This window comes from Shewanella sp. HL-SH5 (assembly GCF_051163755.1).
Classification (GTDB): Bacteria; Pseudomonadota; Gammaproteobacteria; order Enterobacterales; family Shewanellaceae; genus Shewanella; species Shewanella glacialimarina.
Window position 1 is genome coordinate 3,688,341 of the sequence record NZ_CP195038.1, and the last position, 21,076, is coordinate 3,709,416.

Annotated in this window: 17 protein-coding genes; 4 read left to right on the forward strand and 13 right to left on the reverse strand. The window is 42.6% G+C overall.

All coding sequences use genetic code 11. From position 1 onward, the window contains the following. Position 1: 1 nt before the first annotated feature. Both ACRWQM_RS16155 and ACRWQM_RS16160 read right to left on the reverse strand, forming a co-directional pair. Complete coding sequence (locus ACRWQM_RS16155) at positions 2 to 2,011, reverse strand: fumarate reductase flavoprotein subunit (protein WP_434930623.1); 2,010 nt, start codon at positions 2,009 to 2,011, stop codon at positions 2 to 4. A gap of 12 nt (positions 2,012 to 2,023) precedes the next feature. Then, positions 2,024 to 2,761 carry a fumarate reductase cytochrome b subunit gene (locus ACRWQM_RS16160; protein WP_434930624.1) on the reverse strand — a complete coding sequence of 246 codons (738 nt, stop codon included), beginning with the start codon at positions 2,759 to 2,761 and terminating at the stop codon, positions 2,024 to 2,026. Positions 2,762 to 3,129: 368 nt separating this feature from the next. Here ACRWQM_RS16160 and prmA point away from each other — a divergent pair, with 368 nt between their 5' ends. From prmA to fis, 3 genes are all read left to right on the forward strand, one after another. Then, positions 3,130 to 4,011 carry a 50S ribosomal protein L11 methyltransferase gene (gene prmA, locus ACRWQM_RS16165; protein ID WP_434930625.1) on the forward strand — a complete coding sequence of 294 codons (882 nt, stop codon included), beginning with the start codon at positions 3,130 to 3,132 and terminating at the stop codon, positions 4,009 to 4,011. Between the two features lie 264 nt (positions 4,012 to 4,275). Next, entirely contained in the window at positions 4,276 to 5,238 is a 963-nt protein-coding gene (dusB, locus tag ACRWQM_RS16170; protein WP_226411578.1) for a tRNA dihydrouridine synthase DusB, read from the forward strand. A 23-nt stretch (positions 5,239 to 5,261) separates the two neighbouring features. Further along, positions 5,262 to 5,567 carry a DNA-binding transcriptional regulator Fis gene (gene fis, locus ACRWQM_RS16175; protein ID WP_011494902.1) on the forward strand — a complete coding sequence of 102 codons (306 nt, stop codon included), beginning with the start codon at positions 5,262 to 5,264 and terminating at the stop codon, positions 5,565 to 5,567. A gap of 223 nt (positions 5,568 to 5,790) precedes the next feature. On the opposite strand, the gene ACRWQM_RS16180 is transcribed toward fis, so the two are convergent. From ACRWQM_RS16180 to ilvC, 10 genes are all read right to left on the reverse strand, one after another. After that, the gene (locus ACRWQM_RS16180; protein ID WP_434930626.1) at positions 5,791 to 6,534 is read right to left on the reverse strand and encodes a LytR/AlgR family response regulator transcription factor; all 744 of its coding nucleotides are present in this window, start codon (positions 6,532 to 6,534) and stop codon (positions 5,791 to 5,793) included. Continuing rightward, positions 6,531 to 7,553, reverse strand: coding sequence for a sensor histidine kinase (locus tag ACRWQM_RS16185; protein ID WP_434930627.1), 1,023 nt, complete (start codon positions 7,551 to 7,553; stop codon positions 6,531 to 6,533). The genes ACRWQM_RS16180 and ACRWQM_RS16185 overlap by 4 nt, the downstream gene beginning before the upstream one ends. A gap of 30 nt (positions 7,554 to 7,583) precedes the next feature. After that, on the reverse strand, positions 7,584 to 8,336 hold the full coding sequence (locus ACRWQM_RS16190; protein ID WP_434930628.1) for a hypothetical protein: 753 nt from the start codon (positions 8,334 to 8,336) through the stop codon (positions 7,584 to 7,586). A gap of 312 nt (positions 8,337 to 8,648) precedes the next feature. Next, on the reverse strand, positions 8,649 to 9,455 hold the full coding sequence (locus ACRWQM_RS16195; RefSeq protein WP_434930629.1) for a substrate-binding periplasmic protein: 807 nt from the start codon (positions 9,453 to 9,455) through the stop codon (positions 8,649 to 8,651). 182 nt (positions 9,456 to 9,637) lie between these two features. Beyond that, the gene (locus ACRWQM_RS16200) at positions 9,638 to 10,774 is read right to left on the reverse strand and encodes a pyridoxal-phosphate-dependent aminotransferase family protein (protein WP_434928021.1); all 1,137 of its coding nucleotides are present in this window, start codon (positions 10,772 to 10,774) and stop codon (positions 9,638 to 9,640) included. 161 nt (positions 10,775 to 10,935) lie between these two features. Continuing rightward, positions 10,936 to 12,513: a threonine ammonia-lyase, biosynthetic gene (gene ilvA / locus ACRWQM_RS16205; RefSeq protein ID WP_434930630.1), complete on the reverse strand. Its 1,578-nt coding sequence runs from the start codon at positions 12,511 to 12,513 to the stop codon at positions 10,936 to 10,938. 3 nt (positions 12,514 to 12,516) lie between these two features. Further along, entirely contained in the window at positions 12,517 to 14,376 is a 1,860-nt protein-coding gene (gene ilvD / locus ACRWQM_RS16210; RefSeq protein ID WP_434930631.1) for a dihydroxy-acid dehydratase, read from the reverse strand. 69 nt (positions 14,377 to 14,445) lie between these two features. Next, positions 14,446 to 14,706 (reverse strand): acetolactate synthase 2 small subunit, encoded by a 261-nt coding sequence (gene ilvM, locus ACRWQM_RS16215; RefSeq protein ID WP_434928924.1) that lies wholly within the window; start codon positions 14,704 to 14,706, stop codon positions 14,446 to 14,448. After that, a complete protein-coding gene (ilvG, locus tag ACRWQM_RS16220; RefSeq protein WP_434930632.1) occupies positions 14,706 to 16,391 on the reverse strand; it encodes an acetolactate synthase 2 catalytic subunit in 1,686 nt (561 codons plus the stop codon). Before ilvG ends, ilvM begins: the two co-directional genes overlap by 1 nt. Before the next feature lie 579 nt (positions 16,392 to 16,970). Beyond that, positions 16,971 to 18,452: a ketol-acid reductoisomerase gene (gene ilvC, locus ACRWQM_RS16225; protein WP_434930633.1), complete on the reverse strand. Its 1,482-nt coding sequence runs from the start codon at positions 18,450 to 18,452 to the stop codon at positions 16,971 to 16,973. A 199-nt stretch (positions 18,453 to 18,651) separates the two neighbouring features. Between ilvC and ilvY the strand changes: the two genes are divergently transcribed. Then, the gene (gene ilvY / locus ACRWQM_RS16230) at positions 18,652 to 19,524 is read left to right on the forward strand and encodes an HTH-type transcriptional activator IlvY (protein ID WP_434930634.1); all 873 of its coding nucleotides are present in this window, start codon (positions 18,652 to 18,654) and stop codon (positions 19,522 to 19,524) included. Here the strand turns inward: ilvY and ACRWQM_RS16235 are convergent. After that, positions 19,521 to 20,813 (reverse strand): hemolysin family protein, encoded by a 1,293-nt coding sequence (locus ACRWQM_RS16235; RefSeq protein ID WP_434930635.1) that lies wholly within the window; start codon positions 20,811 to 20,813, stop codon positions 19,521 to 19,523. The genes ilvY and ACRWQM_RS16235 overlap by 4 nt on opposite strands. Between the last annotated feature and the right edge of the window lie 263 nt (positions 20,814 to 21,076).

Consider the following 21,076-nt stretch of genomic DNA (forward strand, 5'->3'; position numbering starts at 1 on the left):
GTTATTTATCTCCCACCATTGTTGCACTGACCACAGCACAATTTAATGTGTCTGATAAGCGCTGATTTAGCGGCATTAGCTCGTCAGGTAAGGTGAATGGCATGATTGCTGCCTGCTTGGCATATCGGTCAGCATCAATACCTAAGTTGGCAAGAATGGCGTCTATTTGCTGCTGACGCTTCTCGGTATCGGGATGCGCAATCGTATTGTTTACACCATAGCCACGATAGCCCGGTGGCAGTTCCATTTGCATCACATCAAGCGCTTCATAACTCAGTACTGGCGCTAAAGCATCGGCATCTGGCCAGGTTGATAATGTCCGGTTTAGCCAGTCTTTATCATTACGTTGTGGAAAGTCTTCACGGGAGTGAGCACCACGACTTTCGGTGCGCGCATTCGCACCGCAAGCGACAGTTAGCGCCACTTTTAGCATTCGCCTTAGGCGTAATGCTTCTACTAGCTCAGGGTTAGCATGGCGTTTTTTACACCTTAGTCCGATATTGCGTGAACGTTTAAGCAACTGACTTAACTCATCTACGGCTTGTTGTAACTCATCGCCATTTCTGAAAATACCGACGTAATCCATCATAATTTTTTGCATCGCCAGCTTAAGTTCAAAGGTATTTTCGGTGCCTTCACCATCCACTAAACCATTAATCTCATCAATTAACTCACCACCGAAACGATTAATGAGGTCAGTATCAATAACCAGATTGTTTTTCTCGCCAAAGTCAGCAACATATTTACCAATAATCATCCCGCCAACCACGGTTTCTGCTAGAGAATTCCCGCCTAAACGATTAAAGCCATGCATATCCCAACACGCCGCCTCTCCCACACTAAATAAACCTGATAACTGCGGGCTTTCACCTGTAGGCGTTGTGCGTATGCCGCCCATAGAATAATGCTGAGTTGGCCTAACGGGGATCCAATCTTTAGTGGGGTCTATACCGAGAAATTTTTCACAAATTTCTTTCACTTCGCGCAAGTTGGTTTCAATGTGTTTGCGGCCTAACAAGGTAATATCCAACCATAAATGTGGGCCATACGGGCTATCGACACCTTTGCCTTTACGCATATGCTCAGTCATCCGCCGTGACACTACATCACGTGACGCTAATTCTTTCTTTTCAGGCTCATAATCTGGCATAAAACGATAGCCGTCTTTATCGCGCAATAACCCGCCATCACCGCGACAGCCTTCTGTGGTTAAAATACCTACGGGCACAATGGCAGTAGGATGAAATTGTACCGCTTCCATGTTACCTAATGTCGCCACGCCAGTTTCTAACGCCAATGCTTGGCCTATCCCATCACAAATAATCGCATTGGTAGACACTTCATATATACGACCATAACCCCCAGTAGCTATCGTGGTTGATTTGGCAATATACGCCCTAACCTCGCCAGTAATTAAACAGCGAGCAATCACACCTTGGCAGCGCTTGCCATCATGAATAATCTTTAGCGCTTCCATGCGTTCGTGTACAGGAATGCCTAACGAAATCGCTTTATTATCGACCGCATACAGCAATGAATGCCCAGTCCCGTCTGCGGTATAACAGGTGCGCCATTTCTTGGTGCCGCCAAAGTCACGGGCATTAATTAACCCATGCGCCTCTTCGGCTTCATTAATAGTGACCTTCTGTGCATTAACTATCACCTGGCGTTCACCTTTAGTGATGCGTGTCCAAGGTACGCCCCAATTGGCTAACTCACGTACTGCTTTAGGTGCACAATGGGCAAACATACGGGCAACGGTTTGATCGCAGCCCCAGTCAGAGCCTTTTACTGTGTCTTCAAAATGCACATCTTCATCATCGCCCATGCCTTTTATTGTGTTACCCAAACTAGCTTGCATCCCTCCCTGGGCTGCTGCTGAATGAGAGCGTTTAGCTTGAATGAGTGACAGCACTAATGTATCAAGACCGCGCTCTTTAGACGCAATAGCAACCCTTAAACCGGCTAAACCTGCACCAACCACTAATGTATCGGTATAAATTATTTGCATGTTTATTCCTTATTAAGTTGGCACAAAAGGGATAACAGGCAACTCAAGGGTTCGCCCTATCACAATGTAAGCGACTAAACTGGCAATACCAATAATCATCAAATATACCAGCAGCACCTTGGCAAACTTAAGCAAGGCAAAACGTTGCTGTACTAATCCCCACTTCACGCAAACACGATATAAACCAAACACGGCGTGCACTACAACGGCGGGTAAAAGTAAGATATACAGAATCCAGACATTATCGTAATAAACTCGCTCGGCAGATAAATGCGGGCCAATTTCAGGATTCATGATCATGGTAAATAGATGCACCGGCACTAAGAAAAACAATAAAAAACCTGTCACCATTTGCCAGAACCATATTTTGGTATCTTCGTGGGGTAAAAAATGCATTTGTTGCCGTAATGCTCGCCATTGACCAATTTGAGTCGGAAAGCGGCGCAAGGCAAAAATGGCATGGATCATCACCACAACTAACATAAACGCTGAAAATATCTGGGTTAATAATGGATAACCATGACCCGTTTCACTGAAAATCCCACCCTCAAGAAACTGAACAACGTGATAAAAAGCTTCTTTACCCAGCAAAATGCTCGATTCAAAATGTAAATGCGCAATAATAAAAAGCCCGAGTAACACCCCGGATATACTTTGTAAACTGTCAGCTCTTGCAGCCCAAATTGGATGAGAAAAACCCTTAGCAGCACTCACATTATTATTTTTTGCAGGCAAGGATTGAGACTCCATAAATTGTTACATCCGGTACTGGCACAATAAGGTACCTTGACCATATCAAGTCTTTTCAAACAACATCATTAGCGATAAAACAAACCGTGATCTTGCTCACTTATTATCATGTCGGACTTAGAGGCTGATCACACTGTGTTTAAGATTGAAATTTCAAACAAACCCAATGACTTGGCTAATTAACAAAACGAATTTGCGCTTTCAAACAATGACAATGATCATGTCGCGATAATTAACCGTCATCACGCTCACAACATCACTCCAAAAATCTTAACAAGATAAAATCCATACTAAGGTGCGCATCTGTAAATGGTTTGGGTATAATAGCCGCCATTAACACCACTTTTATCAAAGATTAGGAACACTTCATGGCTTGGATCCAATTGCGCATTCACACCCATCGCGACAATGCAGATATGTTAGGCGACTTATTAATGGATCAAGGTTCTGTTTCCATTACCTATGAAGATGGCCAGGACGAACCAATTTTTGAACCTAAATTAGGTGAAACTCCACTTTGGCAAGATACGGTAGTTGTTGCGTTATTTGATGCAGGCACCGATTTAGCTCTCACGATTGAATTTTTAGAATCTATGCCATTTTTAGGCGCTGGTTTTAGCCATAAAATTGAACAAGTAGAAGACAAAGACTGGGTACGTGAATGGATGGACAGTTTCCACCCTATTCAATTTGGTCAACGTTTATGGATTTGCCCAAGTTGGCGCCCTATTCCTGACCCAGAAGCGGTTAACGTTATTTTAGATCCTGGCTTAGCATTTGGCACAGGTACACACCCTACAACTGCATTATGTCTTGAGTGGTTGGACAGCTTAGATTTAGCTGATAAAGAAGTTATCGACTTTGGTTGTGGCTCAGGTATTTTAGCGATTGCCGCTATCAAACTCGGGGCCAAAAAAGTCACCGGTGTGGATATTGATTATCAAGCTATAGACGCCTCTACCGCTAACGCTGAACGAAATGATGTAGCAGATAAATTATCACTTTATTTACCTGAAGATCAGCCAGAGAATTTACAAGCTGATGTGCTTGTCGCCAATATTCTAGCGGGACCGCTCAAAGAATTAGCCCCATTGATTGCTGAAAAAGTAAAAACCGGTGGTCAACTAGCCCTGTCAGGTTTATTGCGCGAACAGGCTCAAGATGTATCTGACTTCTATAGCCAATGGTTTGATATGGACCCAGCGTGCCATAAAGAAGATTGGACTCGCTTAAACGGAACAAAAAAATAGTTTACTATTTAAGCAAACAGACGCGCGTATAACAAGGGTTACAATTGTTTTACACGCGTCTAGCTTATCTACTGCTTAGCTGCAACCCCCATCAGTGCTCAAAAACAAAAATATATCCCCCTAAACCGCAGATATTAAGTCAATTAATTGTCTGAGATCAAAAGTCAAGTAAAAAAGTTTTATTTAGGTCATTTATTGACCTTTTCAAGCTGGTCAAAAAGGGCTACTATAGCGCCCCTTTGAAGAGCAAGGTGAAATCAGCAAATGCGAATTGGCCCCTATCAACTGTCTAACCAGCTGATCGTGGCACCAATGGCAGGTGTCACCGATCAAGCCTTCCGCAACCTTTGTTTACGTTATGGCGCAGCCTTAGCAGTATCTGAAATGTTGTCGTCCAATCCTGATGTTTGGGACTCGGATAAAAGCCGCATGCGCATGGCGCATTCAGGCGAAGAAGGAATACGCTCCGTACAAATTGCAGGTGCAGACCCTGATTTAATGGCTAATGCCGCTCAGTTCAACGTTGAACAAGGCGCGCATATCATTGATATTAATATGGGTTGCCCAGCAAAAAAAGTGAATAAAAAGTTAGCTGGTTCTGCATTGATGCAAAACCCCTGCTTAGTAAAAGAGATTTTACAGGCCGTGGTTAGCGCAGTGGATGTTCCGGTAACCTTAAAAATTCGCACAGGGTGGGACCCAGATAATCGTAACGGGATCCAAATAGCCCAAATTGCTCAAGATTGTGGCATTGCTTCGTTAGCGGTTCATGGCCGTACAAAGCAATGTATGTATAAAGGCTTTGCCGAATACGACACAATTAAAGCAATAAAACAGAATATCTCGATTCCGGTTGTTGCCAATGGCGATATTAACAGCCCCGAAAAAGCCAAATTTGTGCTTGATTATACGGGTGCTGATGCGGTGATGATAGGAAGAGGTGCACAAGGAAGGCCCTGGATTTTTAAAGAGATTCAGCACTACTTGGAAACAGGTACAAAGTTAGCGCCTATCGGGGCAGAAGAGCAACGCACTGTGATGCTTGAACACCTTGATAAACTTTATAATCTGTATGGCGAGTACAAAGGTGTCCGTTTTGCCAGAAAGCATATCGGATGGTACCTAAACCAGGAAGAACAACGTCAATGGCGTGCTGACTTCAACAGGCTTGAAACCGCTGTCCAACAGCATTCCTTTGTGGAATGTTATTTTGAAGAATTAGTGTAAAATTAATTAAAGAGCAGAATAGAATGTTTGATCAGACAACTAACACAGAAGTTCACCAGCTTACCGTAGGCAAAATCGAAACAGCAAACGGCACTATCAAGCCGCAGTTATTACGCGACGCAGTTAAACGCGCCGTAACCAACTTCTTCTCTCAGTTAGACGGTCAGGAAGCTTCAGAAGTGTATGAAATGGTACTTAGTGAAGTTGAAGCACCTTTACTAGACATTATCATGCAACACACTCGTGGCAACCAAACTCGCGCAGCGAACATGTTAGGTATCAACCGTGGTACTTTACGTAAGAAGCTAAAAAAATATGGCATGAACTAAGACTCAACGTCTAAGTAATTGTAAGAAAACGGGCTTATCAGCAATGATAAGCCCGTTTTTGCGTATATGTATCCGCATATGTACCTTCTTTTTTGTTGTCCCTTATTCTTTTAGTCTTTTCACCCATAAAATATCTCATAACAACATTTGTTTTATATAGCCTTTGTATTGAGTGATGTCACTAATATGACCAACTAAAACCGCTATGACTAACCTATTATGCTCAACCATCTAACCATTTTTTAAATTGTGCTGTGCGAGTTTTGCTGGTGATAAGTGGTTCTTTTAATATTGTCGTTGTTACCGCGACGGTATCTTTGCCGTAATTCTCGAATGCTTGAATATAATTCAAATTAATTAAATCGCTGCGGTTGAGCCTGAAAAACTGCTTAGGGTCGAGTTGTTGTTCAAGTTCAGTAATCGAGTTGCCTGTTAGCATATGATGCTGGCCGAGTTTATCGTAAGCAGAAATAACCCCTGCCGCTGCGCGCAAACACACTATGTCATCGGTTTTAAGTATTTCGACCACTTGTGATTTACGGAATAAAAAGCGACTTTTATAGATTGGCTGTTCAACACTGGGCTGACCTATCTGAACCTGAGTTAAGTTATGCTTTAATTGTTCATAGCTCAACATAGCCGCAGAGAAACGCTTATATGAAAAAGGTTTGAGCAGATATTCAATCCCCTGATTTTGAAAAGCATCACCCCAATGTTGATCATAAGATGTGGTGTATATAACAGGGCAAGGTAAATCAAGGGCATTAAGAGCGTTAAAGACCTGGCCATCTAACAATTCAATGTCAGAGAAAATAAGGTCTAACAGTGGCTGATTATCAAAGAATGTAATGACATCGGCTACTTTATCTATTTGTGCAACAATTTCAGCCTCGGGATAGTAACGATGAATAAAACCAATGAGTTTTTGGGCAGCCAACGGCTCATCTTCAATCACTAACACTCTCATGCAAACTCCCTGTGAACAGATAAAGGTAAAGTGAGCCTGAAATAGTGTTCAGTATGCTCAACTTCTAAAGGTTGGTTACAAATAGCCACACAGCGTGTGCGTAAGTTTTGCAGACCTAATTGAGTAGACTCAGGTTTAAAGCTTTTCTGACTAATCTGATTACCAATACTGACTTTATCAGCATCAATTGTTATTTCAATCTTGGTAGGGGCAAGTTTATTGCCTTGATTATGCTTAATCACATTTTCAATAGCGAGTTGCAAAGCACAGGGTAAAATATGACTGCGTAAATTATCCCCAGGCTTTTGAATAATCTCAAGCACGTAAGCCCCTTCAAACCGTGTTGATATTAATGACATGTAATTTTTTGCAAAAATCAGTTCATGTTCAAGCGGTACTAAAGAGTGATCTTTATGCTGTAAAATATAACGGTAAATATCGCTAAAGGTATTAAGGTATTCATCCGCTTCATCAGGGTCTTGTTGTATCAATGCCGACAACACATTGAGGTTATTGAATAAAAAATGTGGATCAATATGCTGCTGTAATGTTTTTACTTGGCTTTGCAGTAACGCTTTTTCGCTTTGTTCTAGCGCGCTATGTTGTTGTTTTATATCTTCAAACACTTTGAATGCTAAGGTAAAACCACCCACTATGGTATGCAAAATAAACTGCATACTCAAAAGCGATATGATATGAGCCACATTAATTGCTTGAATACCTATCGCAAACTCAAGCGCGACAATTAACCCTGTAACGGCAAAGGTAAAACTGACATTACTGAGTAAAAATACTCGTATATAGCATTGTGTATTACTTAGTATGTGTTTGCTGTTTTGATAGAAGCTAAACCAGCGTAAAGTAAGCCATTGCGCAATAAGACATTGAATGGCCATCCACACTGGGGCATCAAAATGCCATTGAATGGCCTCACCGGGTTTGGCCTGTAAAAGTGCAGAGTACAACACCATAAATATCGAAAAAAGGCTGATAATAATAATATTAATAAGTTTATTCATGATGTTGACTCTATTTAAATTCATTTGAGTTTAGTTATTTTCTGGCAACCGCATAATCACTTGGCCTTTGTCGTCTAAAAACTCTAGTTTTGCTTCACCCGATTCAGTCACTACCAGTTGAATTCGCTTATTACCCTGAGCATCATTTAAGCGTAATTGTGAGCTACCATTTAAGGTACCGTAAAAAGCACGATGCACTGCACCTTTATTGTCTTCTATATATTGTTGCTCGAGGACAGCTAATTTAGCAGTATCTCCTTCTGACTGCGCTTTAATAAATGCCTTGGTCAATTCAAAGTCCATATCGGTATCAGGTCTATCCATAACGGTTAAGCCGGTGATCATAAAATCTTTTTGCTCAATATGCTGCATCATCATAGTCTGGTCTTGGTTATAGCGATCAAAAGACATGTGTAACCCATGATTAACCTCTCCATTGTCTTTTTTACCACGGAAAATGAAACCGCCATTTTCTGTGCCCTCATCATTATAAAAAATCATACCCGGTCTAGGCTCATTAGAGCGAAATACTTCCTTACCAAACTTATCAACCCCAGGCGCTTTATCAGCGTTTGAGAGTACCATTCGGTTTAAGCCATTTTTCTCTACAATATTAATACGTTCAACAGAAATCTCTTCAAACGTCATCTTATTAGGGCTGTTATCTAATTTATCTAAAAAAACATAACTTCCTAATGATAAGAGACTAATGCCTAAGATGTAGTTAATGAATTTTTGAGTTTTAAATTGTTGTACTAAAGCAACGTTTTGATGAGTAGTCATGGTGCGCCCTCTTTAAGCTATTAATTATTTTTTACAACGGTAGGAACCGCTGGTTGTGTGATTAAAGTAGCGTGCTGACAATTAAGACAAAATACATAATCTATAAGCAGGGGGAAAATCTTATTAAAGGGCTGAAAATGACGATTACACCAAATGATTAATCTAATGGTTTAGGTTTGCTATGGGGGAATTAGCTAAAAATAGCTGGTCGACGCTATTATGTTATCAAGGTACTAGCGCATTGGATTGGATTAAATTGAAGTAAAGTGAATCAAGTGAATTGAGTTAGCCTAGCGGATAATCAGTAATATGCTATTTTGTTTCTACATCGACAAAATATTGTTGTTCAAGCTGCTTATACTCACCACTGGCTCGAATTGTTTTTAAACCACGATTAAACGTGTTTTTTAATGCCTCATCATGGAAGCTTAGATAATAATCCGGTCCTGAAAATATCATGTGATAATGCAAGCTTGCTGTTACATCGATATCTTTGGCGATCACACGGTTTAAATCTTGGAACACGTACCGGTCGGCTATCACGATATCAATGCGTTCTTTATAAAGCATTTTATTTTGTTTTTCTTGTGGTGACACTTCCAAATAGGAGGGATTATTTTGGGTCATTTTGTTAAAAGTGTTGCCCATAACGTGTTGGGCATTCAAAAAGGCCACCACGCTGTAATGTTTTAAATCGTCAATGCTAGTAATACGTAAGTCATTTTTGGCTAAGCTAATCGCTACATTGTGGTATGAAATATAATTATCTGAAGCGAACCCTCCAACACCTGTATGCTGATTTACCGTCATAATGGCATCCGCTTTTTTCTGTTGAAAATGCAATAATTGGCGATTACGGGAAGAAAACTGAAACTCAACCTTTATGCCTTCACTGGCAAATGCCTGACGGATGATATCCAGTTCAATACCTGATTGTTCATCTTGTAATATATAAGGCGGGCGAGCTGTAGGGGACGCGATAATGATTTTTTTATCTACCCTCAACTCTGTAGCAGACAATGGTTGTGATACGACTAGTTGAAGCATAGATGCTAGACACGTCAGTAATACGCTAGAGGTCAAAGCGAGTGAGAAATAATGCCTTTGAGAACCTAGCATAGGGTAAGTGTTACCTTTTATTATTTTTTGTGCCAGTTATAGTGCAAGCATAGCGTGAATAATGAATGACGATCAAGCTCAACCATTCAACAAATATAGCTCATAAATATAAACGTGAAACATATAAAGTCGCCATAAAAAAACAGGCACCAATAGGCACCTGTGTTTATCCGCATCACAAATTAATTCATCACATCTTCAAGTGCTTTAAGGCATAGGGCCACATTTTCAGCCCTTGCACCAAAACCCATCAAACCGATACGCCAGGCTTTTCCTGCTAATGCGCCTAATCCTGCGCCAATTTCTAGGTTGTATTGCTCTAGCAGTTGTTTGCGCACCGCGCCATCATCAATACCTTCAGGAATATAAACGGTATTAAGCTGAGGTAGTCGGTATGCCTCTTCAACAACAAACTTAAGCCCTAGCTTAGTCAGTCCGTCGCGTAAAATCACATGCATATTGTGGTGACGCGCCCAGGCATTTTCTAGCCCTTCATTCGCCAATACCCTTAATGACTCATGCAATGCATAAAGTGCATTAACGGGGGCTGTGTGATGATAGCTGCGCTTACCGCCAGCACTATTGCCCCAGTACCCCATAACGAGTGTTTGATCTAAAAACCAACTTTGTACTAGTGTTTTACGGTTTTTAAGCTTTTCAACGGCTTTATCTGAAAACGATACTGGCGATAAACCGGGCACACATGATAGACACTTCTGGCTACCGGAATAAATGGCATCAATACCCCATTCATCCACACGTAGCTCAACACCCCCTAATGATGTCACCGCATCCACTATGGTTAAACAGCCATGGAGCTGCGCAAGTGTACACAGGGTTTGCGCATCAGATAAGGCACCAGTCGATGTTTCTGCATGTACAAAGGCTAAAAATTTTGCATCAGGGTTGGCCACTAATGCCTGTTCAACCGCTTCTGGACAAACAGGTTCTCCCCAAGCATTATCAACTACCACGGCTACGCCGCCGACACGTTCAACGTTTTGGCGCATACGTTCGCCAAACACCCCATTACGGCACACAATGACCTTTTCACCTGGCTCAACTAAGTTGACAAAACAGGTCTCCATGCCAGCACTGCCTGGGGCAGATACCGCTAGGGTCATTTCATTCTTAGTTTGAAAGGCATATTGGATCAGTTGTTTTAGCTCATCCATCATATTAACGAACAACGGATCAAGATGACCAATAGTCGGCTTGGCTTGTGCAGCCAAGACTTCAGGATAAACGTCGGACGGCCCTGGGCCCATCAAAATACGACGTGGAGGGTTAAAAGCAGCAATTTGCGGTACGGGCAACATCAATGTCTCCTTAACTAGGTCTAGCTATTTTATTAAATAGCAGTAGTTGAAAAAATTTACCCTACATAGAAAAATAGTACTCAGCCAACGAGTATGTTCTCGTTTTAGCCATTAACGTAAACTTATCACATTGGCTTGCAAAAGAAGCCAATGCTAAAAGATTATTTACTGGAATTTAAAAATAACTTATATGCGGGGCTGTGTGTTTCTTCTTGATAAACAAAGCCAAGCTCGGTCAAAAAGTGGCCAAAGGCAACATCATCTTTTGCTGGCACTTCAAAACCCGCTAACACTCGACCAAAGGCTGCGCCGTGGTTACGATAGTGAAATAAACTGATATTCCACTTACTTTGTAATGTGGTTAAAAACTTCAACAATGCGCCAGGATGCTCAGGGAACTCAAAACTGAATAACCGCTCTTCTAATGGCTCTAACGGGTGACCACCAACCATATAGCGCACATGCAGTTTTGCGGTTTCGTCTTGAGATAAGTCTTGAACTTCAAAGCCTTCTGACTCTAGCTTGGCAATAATGCCTTTTAGCTCATTTTGACCACCACTTAAGCGAATACCGGCAAAGACTACCGCCATATCTCGGCTGCTGAAACGATAGTTAAACTCGGTCATGACCCGTTTTTCAAGTAACTCACAAAAGCGCAAAAAGCTGCCAGGTTGTTCAGGCACTTTTACCGCTAAAACCGCTTCTTTTTGCTCGCCTAACTCACAACGTTCAGACACATAACGCAGGCTATGAAAATTAACATTAGCGCCACTTAAAATAGCCGCCACTTTTAATGGTTTATCCGTGTCACTTTGATACGCGAGCATATACTTTTTCAAACCGGCAATGGATAACGCACCAGCGGGCTCAGCTATCGCACGGGTGTCCTCAAAAATATCTTTTACTGCAGCGCAAATTTCATCCGAGGTGACTGTAATCACATGATCAACATATTCTCGAGCAACCCGAAAAGGCTCATCACCAATGCGCTTAACGGCTACGCCATCGGCAAATAAACCTACCTGACTTAATGTAACGGGCTCATCGGCTTCTAATGCCGCTTTTAAACACGCGGCATCTTCCGGCTCAACACCAATAATTTTTACGTGTGGCATTACCGCTTTATAATACGCCGCAATACCTGCAATTAACCCGCCACCACCAACAGGTACAAACACCACATCAAGCCCGCGTTGTTGTTGCACCATTTCCTGGGCAATTGTGCCCTGTCCTGCGATGACAGCTTCATCATCAAATGGGGCAATGTACACTCGACCTTCAGATTCTGACAGCGCTTTAGCATATTCATTGGCTTGGTCAAATGCTTGCCCGTGTAATACGACTGTGCCGCCCAAACGCTTTACCGCATCGATTTTAATGTCTGGCGTTGTGTTTGGCATGACGATAACAGCATTAATGCCGCGACTTGCGGCCGACATAGCCACACCTTGGGCATGATTACCAGCTGATGCACACACGACCCCACAAGCGCATTGCTCAGAGGTTAGCTGTGCAATTCGATTATAAGCACCGCGCAATTTAAACGAGTGTACTGGTTGCATGTCTTCACGCTTAAGAAATACATCGCAACCTAAGCGGGCTGACAATTTTTTCATCGCAGATAATGGTGTCACCTCGGCAATATCATAAACGGATGACAGCAAAATCTTTTGCAAATACTGCTGAGCTAAGGGCATGGGCGCTAGTTCCAATTGAGTTGATGATGCCAAGGGCTGCATAATCTATCCCTCTAACTTACTGCGATCGCGCACAGCACCTTGATCGGCACTGGTCGCCAATAGTGCGTATGCTTTCAGCGCCAATGACACGTAACGTTCACGGCCAATGGGTTTCCAGCCTAATACACCTTTAGCGTCCATTGCTTGACGGCGCGCGGCTAAAGCTTGGTCACTGACATTAAGTTTGATACTACGATTAGGGATATCAATGGCAATTTGATCGCCATTTTCAATTAAAGCAATGGTGCCACCTGAAGCCGCTTCTGGTGATATATGGCCAATCGATAAACCTGAAGTGCCGCCAGAGAAACGTCCATCGGTAATTAACGCACACTTGGTACCTAACCCACGAGACTTAAGGTAGGTAGTTGGGTACAGCATTTCCTGCATACCTGGGCCACCTTTAGGACCTTCATAGCGAATAACCACCACATCACCGGCAACCACTTCACCACCTAGAATACCCGCAACAGCGTCATCTTGGCTTTCATAAATACGGGCGCTGCCCACAAAGGTCAAATTAGAATCATCAACCCCTGCGGTTTTCACAATACAGCCTTTTTCAGCGATATTACCCGACAATACCGCTAAGCCGCCTTCTTGGCTGAAAGCGAATTCACGCGTACGGATACAGCCGTTTTCACGGTCATCATCAACAGTGTCCCAGCGACAATCTTGGCTAAAGGCCTTTTGGGTTGGAATACCAGCAGGTCCTGCACTAAAGAAGCGTATAACGGCAGGGTCATTGGTTTGTTTAATATCGTATTTGGCTAAAACAGACTTTAAATCACCGCCATTGTCCGCAGCCACATGTGGTACGTCATTATGCAATAGGCCTGCTCTGTCTAACTCACCTAAAATACCCATGACGCCACCCGCACGGTGAACGTCTTCCATATGATATTTAGGGGTAGATGGCGCCACTTTACAAAGGTGGGGCACTAAACGTGAAATACGGTCAATATCGGCCATGGTGAAATCAACTTCCGCTTCATGCGCAGCGGCCAATAAATGCAATACCGTGTTCGATGATCCACCCATGGCTATATCTAAAGTTGTCGCGTTTTCAAACGCTTTAAATGAGGCGATATTACGTGGTAAAGCAGTTTCATCGTCATGCTTGTAATAACGCTCGGCGAGCTTCATGACTCGGCGACCCGCTTCTAAAAACAGTTCACGGCGATCTGCATGGGTAGCCAACATTGAGCCATTACCCGGTAACGATAACCCTAGCGCTTCAGTTAGGCAGTTCATTGAGTTTGCGGTAAACATACCCGAACACGAGCCACAAGTAGGACAGGCACTGCGTTCAATTTGTTTGCTGTCTTCATCGCTAACATTGGTGTCAGCGCCAGCAACCATGGCATCGACTAAGTCAAGCTTAATGATTCTGTCTGATAACTTAGTTTTGCCGGCTTCCATTGGGCCACCAGAGACAAAAACCACTGGGATATTTAATCTTAGTGCAGCCATCAACATGCCTGGGGTGATTTTGTCGCAGTTTGAAATACACACTAACGCATCGGCACAATGGGCATTGACCATATATTCAACGCTGTCGGCAATTAACTCACGCGATGGCAGGCTATAAAGCATGCCGCCATGGCCCATGGCAATACCATCATCTACTGCGATGGTGTTAAATTCTTTGGCGATACCGCCTGCTTCTTCAATAGCGCTTGCTACTAACGAGCCCATATCTTTTAAATGCACATGACCCGGCACAAATTGAGTAAATGAGTTAGAGATGGCAATAATTGGCTTACCAAAATCCGTTTCTTTCACGCCTGTTGCGCGCCAAAGTGCGCGAGCTCCAGCCATGTTACGACCTTCGGTACTGGTTGCTGAACGTAGTTTTGGCATTGCTTTATTCCTTGTTTAATTCTTTACTGCATAAAATCGATTAATCTTTGCTGGTGAAAGCTAAAAATATTAAGCGTTTACTGTTTTATCTAATTGGGCGGCAACGGGTAACACTTTACACTGTGTCACATCAATCAGCTTGTCTAATTGGTTGCTTAATAATTCAATTGCACGCTCGGCTTCAACCCATAAATTAATCGCTAGGTTGCTATCATCCTTAGTGTGCATTTTCATTTCAGTCACTTTGAAGCCACGGTGACGTGTAACACGCAGAACACGCTCTAGTACTTCAGGACATTGTTTTACGGTTATCTCTAGATTATGTAGCATCATGTTTGCTTCTCCATTTGATCCATCATTTCACTGTTACTGGCCCCTGGAGGCACTAATGGCCAAACGTTGAAAGCGTCATCAATCGACACATGCAACATAAATGGACCTGGGGTATTAATCATTTCATCTAGGGCTTCTTCGACCTGATCTGCGCGGGTAATGGTACGCCCTGGGATATCAAATGCCGATGCCATTAACACAAAGTTAGGGTTGTCTGATAAATCTGTTTCGCTGTAGCGTTCTTCAAAAAATAGCTGCTGCCATTGCTTCACCATGCCTAATTTTTGGTTATCAACCAGTAAAATCTTAACCGGTAACTTACGGCGCTTGATGGTGGTTAACTCTTGCACGTTCATCATGAACGAGCCATCGCCCGATACTGTGACCACAGTTGCATTAGGTCTGGCTACTTGTGCGCCAATGGCAGCTGGCAATCCAAATCCCATAGTGCCAAGGCCTGCGCTAGACAAGTGGTCTTCTGGGCGTCTAAACCACATATGTTGAGCCACCCACATTTGGTGCTGACCCACATCACAACAAACCACGCTATCTTCGGGTAGCTTATTGGCTAAGCGGCGTAACATAGAAGGGGCAAAAATCAGTTCACCTGGGTGGTTATAATCCCATTTATATTGACGTGACATGTCGGCAATATCTTGTAACCACGGCTGAATATGCACCGCATCAACGACTGCTTCTGCTAAAGCTGGCAATACAACACGCAGTTCAGCCGCTATAGCCACATCGGGTTGGCGTAACTTGCCCAGCTCGGCGGCATCGATATCTAAATGAAGCACTTTGGCATTACTGGCAAAACTGGCTAAACGGCCAGTTACACGGTCATCAAAACGTGCCCCGACTACGATTAATAAATCACATTCTTGTACCGCTAAATTAGCCGCTTTGCCGCCGTGCATCCCTAACATACCAAGATAACCCGGTGCATCATGGGCAATACTGCCAAGCCCTTTTAAAGTGGCTACAGACGGTATTTTTGTTTGAGCTATAAACTGACGTAAGTGTCCAACAGCACCAGCCATACCCACGCCACCACCGACGTATAACATGGGTTTTTTGGCGGCTTTGATTAATTCAGCTGCGGCGTCCAAATCAGCCTGTTCGGCTTGCAATTCAACTTCCACCGATTGCAGTGGTGTTTTGTATTCAAGTTCGGCTATTTGGATATCTTTAGGGATATCGACCAACACAGGTCCAGGTCTTCCAGAGGCGGCAATTTCAAAAGCGCGATATAAAGTCGGAATGAGCTCGTTGATGTCTGTGACCATAAAACTGTGCTTGGTACAAGACAGTGACATGCCCAGCACATCAATTTCTTGGAAGGCGTCAGTACCAATTACACTGGTCGACACCTGGCCTGTAATGGCAACTAACGGCACGGAATCAAGTAATGCATCAGCAAGTGAGGTGATTAAATTGGTCGCTCCCGGTCCTGATGTTGCAAAGCATACACCGGTTTTGCCACTGGCTCTGGCGTACCCGACTGCGGCAAAAGCAGCACCTTGTTCATGGCGACTTAACAGATGCTCAACAGGGCTACCATAAAGGGCATCATAAATCGGCATAATAGCCCCACCTGGGTAACCAAACACTGTGGTTACACCATGTGCGGCTAGTACTTTGATTACGGCGTCTGCGCCTCTCATTTTTTGCCCTACTTCCATAATGTACTCTCTACTTATTAACGCTACTTGATGACAATGTGTATGTTCAGTGAATGTTCAAACGCCTTAAAACAAAAAACCCCCGGTCCTTTCGGAGCGGGGGTTTTTGGAATTTTGTGACCTCTAGGTCAGTCTTTTTGCCAAATGCAGCCCCCGCTGTGATTTAATAATCACTACGGTAATAATCGAAATAATGAGTAGGGCTACTTGGTTAAACATATAAAGACTGAGTTCCTAATTTGAGTGTTGAATATCAACTGTGTGATAAGTGATACCATACAAACTTCATCCAACACAAGTAAAAATCGGTATTGTAAAAAAAATTCAGCTTCCCTGCCGAGACAATGCAAACAACAAACTAAAAATTTGGCAGTAACCCAATTTAGATTACTCAAATAAAAATTTGCTAGAGTGGTCACCTTAGTTACTCACTCTAATGATGCCTGTCCGACAACTTATGATTAATTAAATAATCTAAACTGAACAGGTACTTCATCAGTACTTTTTTACAAATCTAATTTCATAAACCTAGACTATAACTCTAACGAGTTAACGGCTTAATGATTAAGCCACTAGTAGTTAGCTAGCTTCTACAATACTTTTCATATCAGTCATATAACCGCGAAGTTCTGCACCTACAAACTCAACATCAGTGTTGCGAATAGCGTCATTCACTTCAATTAAACGAAGGTTATCTACACCTGTAGAAGTTGACTTTAAACCACTACCTAAAAACTCTGGTGACATGGCATTAACGTAATCACGTAATAACGGCACTGCGGCATGGTTAAATAAGTAACAACCATATTCAGCGGTATCTGAAATAACAATGTTCATTTCATACAATCGCTTGCGTGCAATAGTGTTAGCAATTAACGGCGTTTCATGTAGCGACTCATAATAAGCTGACTCTTCGACAATACCTGAAGCAACCATAGTATCGAATGCTAGCTCAACACCGGCTTTGATCATCGCAACTAAAAAGATACCCTTATCAAAGTACGTTTGCTCGTCGATGTGCTCACTTGAAACCGGTGAGTTTTCAAAGGCGGTTTCGTTCGTTTCTGCACGCCACTTAAGCAAGTTGGCATCATCATTAGCCCAATCAGCCATCATGGTGCGAGAAAATTCACCACTAATGATGTCATCCATATGCTTAGCAAATAATGGCGCAAGAATTTCTTTTAATTCTTCTGCCATATCAAAGGCTTTAATTTTAGCTGGGTTGGATAAACGATCCATCATGTTAGTGATGCCGCCGTGCTTAAGCGCTTCGGTAACGGTTTCCCAACCTTGCTGGATAAGTTTACTGGCATAACCTGGCTCAACACCGTCGGCAACCATTTTCTCGTAACCTAAAATGGCACCGGTTTGTAACATGCCACATAAAATGGTTTGCTCACCCATTAAATCTGACTTAACTTCGGCAATAAACGATGACAGTAGTACACCAGCACGATCGCCACCAGTAGCACTTGCATAGGCTTTAGCAATGTCTAAGCCATCACCATTAGGATCGTTTTCAGGGTGAACCGCAATCAATGTTGGTACACCAAAGCCGCGCTTATATTCTTCACGCACTTCAGTACCTGGACATTTAGGTGCAACCATGACAACAGTGATGTCTGACCGCACTTGCATGCCTTCTTCAACGATATTAAAACCGTGAGAATAAGATAATGTTGCTCCTTGCTTCATTAATGGCATAACCGCATTAACAACATCAGTGTGCTGTTTGTCAGGTGTCAGGTTTAATACTAAATCTGCAGCTGGAATAAGCTCTTCAAAGGTACCAACGGTAAAACCGTTGTCGGTAGCTTTTTTCCAAGAGGCACGCTTTTCAGCAATGGCTTGAGGACGCAAGGCAAATGAAATATTCAAGCCAGAGTCACGCATGTTTAAGCCCTGGTTAAGCCCCTGAGCACCACAACCTAAAATAACAATGTTCCAATCTTTAATATAATTGCAGCCGTCTAAGAATTCGCTGCGGTCCATAAAACGACATTGTGCTAATTGAGATAATTGTTGACGTAAATTCAGAGAGTTAAAATAGTTAGCCATCTGATACCACCTATAAAATTCAGAAATTTGAGACGCAACATTCAGATAATTTACATCATCGGAAGTTGTGATTAAGCTCACTATAGCGCAAGCATGTTATTGCTTAAAATGATATATTTGGCATTTGTAATTGCATTAAATGAAATGATATAGTTTGCTATATCAAACAGCGCACACTTAACCTAATATCTGGGGTGTTATGGATATTCGTTCACTCAAGCTTTACCTACATTTATGCGATAGTTTGCACTTTGCCAAAACGGCCGAGCAAACCCACGTCAGTCCATCAACACTCAGCCGAGCCATGCAAAGATTAGAAGAGGAAGTAGGTTGTAAATTGCTTGAGCGAGATAATCGCAGTGTCAGCCTAACCCATGCCGGAGTTGAGTTTAAGCATTTTGCTGAACAAACGTTATCTGAATGGACACAGTTGAAACAGCGCATTGATCCACAACAAAATGTGTTACGTGGCCGGTTAAATATTTTCTGCTCGGTTACCGCAGCTTACAGTCACTTACCGTCACTATTAGACCGATTTAGGCGTGAACATCCGCATGTAGAAATCAACTTAACCACTGGCGACCCTGCTAATGCCATAAACGAAGTGCAACAAAATAGGGCTGACATTGCCATACTTGCGCTGCCAGATGCCCTTGCACCCAGTATTCATTTCAGTAAAATTGATTATGTACCTTTATCTATTATCGCGCCCACTATGCCCTGCCAGGTTCAACAAATGGTGTCGCAAGCCAATATTGAATGGGACAAGTTGCCGTTTATTGTGCCGGATCATGGCCCTGGACGCCGTCGTGTTGATAATTGGTTTAAGCAAATGGGTTTCAAGCCGAATATATACGCTCAAGTTGCTGGACAAGAGGCTATTGCTTCAATGGTGGCGCTAGGATGCGGGGTTGGCATTAGCCCTGATGTAGTGATTCAAAATAGCCCAGTGCGAGGACGGATTCAAATGGTGGCTTCACCGGTTGAAATTCCAGGGTTTGAGCTAGGCTGTTGTTGCAAAGACAAACGCACTGACGATCCGATCATCAATGCGTTTTTACAGGTCATTTAAAGTAAGTCTATTTTCGTCACTAATAACTGGTCGACTTTGTATGAATCAATGTCGACCACTTCAAATTTATAGCCGCCATAATTAACGAAGTCGGTTCGTTTGGGGATTTTACGTAGCATATACATAATAAAACCCGCGATGGTTTCATAGTTCTGACTGTGGGGAAATGACTCGATATTAAATGCTCGCATCACATCGGTTATCGGTGTCACGCCATCCACTAACCATGAGCTGTCATCACGACTGACAATTTGCTCTTCACTTTCGTGTAACGACCAAGCACCCATCACTGCACTTTGTAAATCATTGGTGGTCACGATACCGACAACTAAAGCGTATTCATTCATCACTACCGCAAATCCGGTGCGATTATTTTTAAAGTACTCCATCGACTCTGACAAGGTCAGTGTATCGGGAATAATCAGACAGCTATGCACCAAGGAGCTGTCTTTTAGGTTAATACTTTGGCCGTTAATTACCCTCAGCAAAATCTCTTTAGCATCGACATAACCCAAAATAGTATCTAGTTGGCCATTACACACCAAAAACTTGCTGTGGGGTTGATCTGCAATTTTACGCTTTATAGTATCTTCAGAATCTTGCTGTAAAAAAAACACTAAACTTTCACGTGCTGTCATTGCTGAGGTAACAGGGACGGACTGCATTTCAAATACATTCTCCATCATTTGCTGCTCGCCTTTGTCCAGAACACCCGCTTCAGTGCCAGCACTCATGATCGCGTAAATATCATCATGGGTAATTTGGTCATTCCGTATCATAGGAATTTGTAATAACTTAAATAAGCCATTCGCCAAACCATTAAAAAGCCAAACAAAGGGTTTTAGCAGCGTAATACACACTATCATAGGCGCGACTAGGGTCACCGCCACTTTTTCAGGCATCACCATGGCAATACGTTTTGGCATTAAATCAGCAAATAAGATAAACAGTGAAGTCACACAAATAAATGATAATACAAAACTGCTTTGACTGACCCAAGCAGGGTCAACCCATGACGATAATAGACCTTCAAAATATGGCCTAAATGCACCTTCACCCACAATACCACCCATAATGGCGACGGCATTAAGCCCTATTTGCACAACCGTAAAAAAACTGCCCGGATGCGCTTGTAAATTAAGCACTTTAACTGCACGAACATCCCCTTCTTCAGCAAGGGCTTGCAAGCGGATTTTACGTCCGGCTGCTAGGGCTATTTCTGACATAGAAAAGAAACAGCTAATCGCAATTAAGCCCATCATAATTAAAAAGTTGTCAACAAAACTCATTACTACCTCTGCCTAATTTTTGTTTATAGGCTGGTTAAATCGCTAGGAGCACGATAAACATCATGACCATTATAAGGGGATCAAATAGCAACAACTTTGGCAGTTACAGCTAACTTGAAAACGGCATTAATCTACTTTAGTTGAATTGAGCATCTTTGTGCTGTTAAAAATCGCCGTATGGTACTCGAAGTATTATTTATAAAATAGTCTACACTTACTGAATATTGATCGAACTGCCTATATTTTTATTGATTAATCCATGG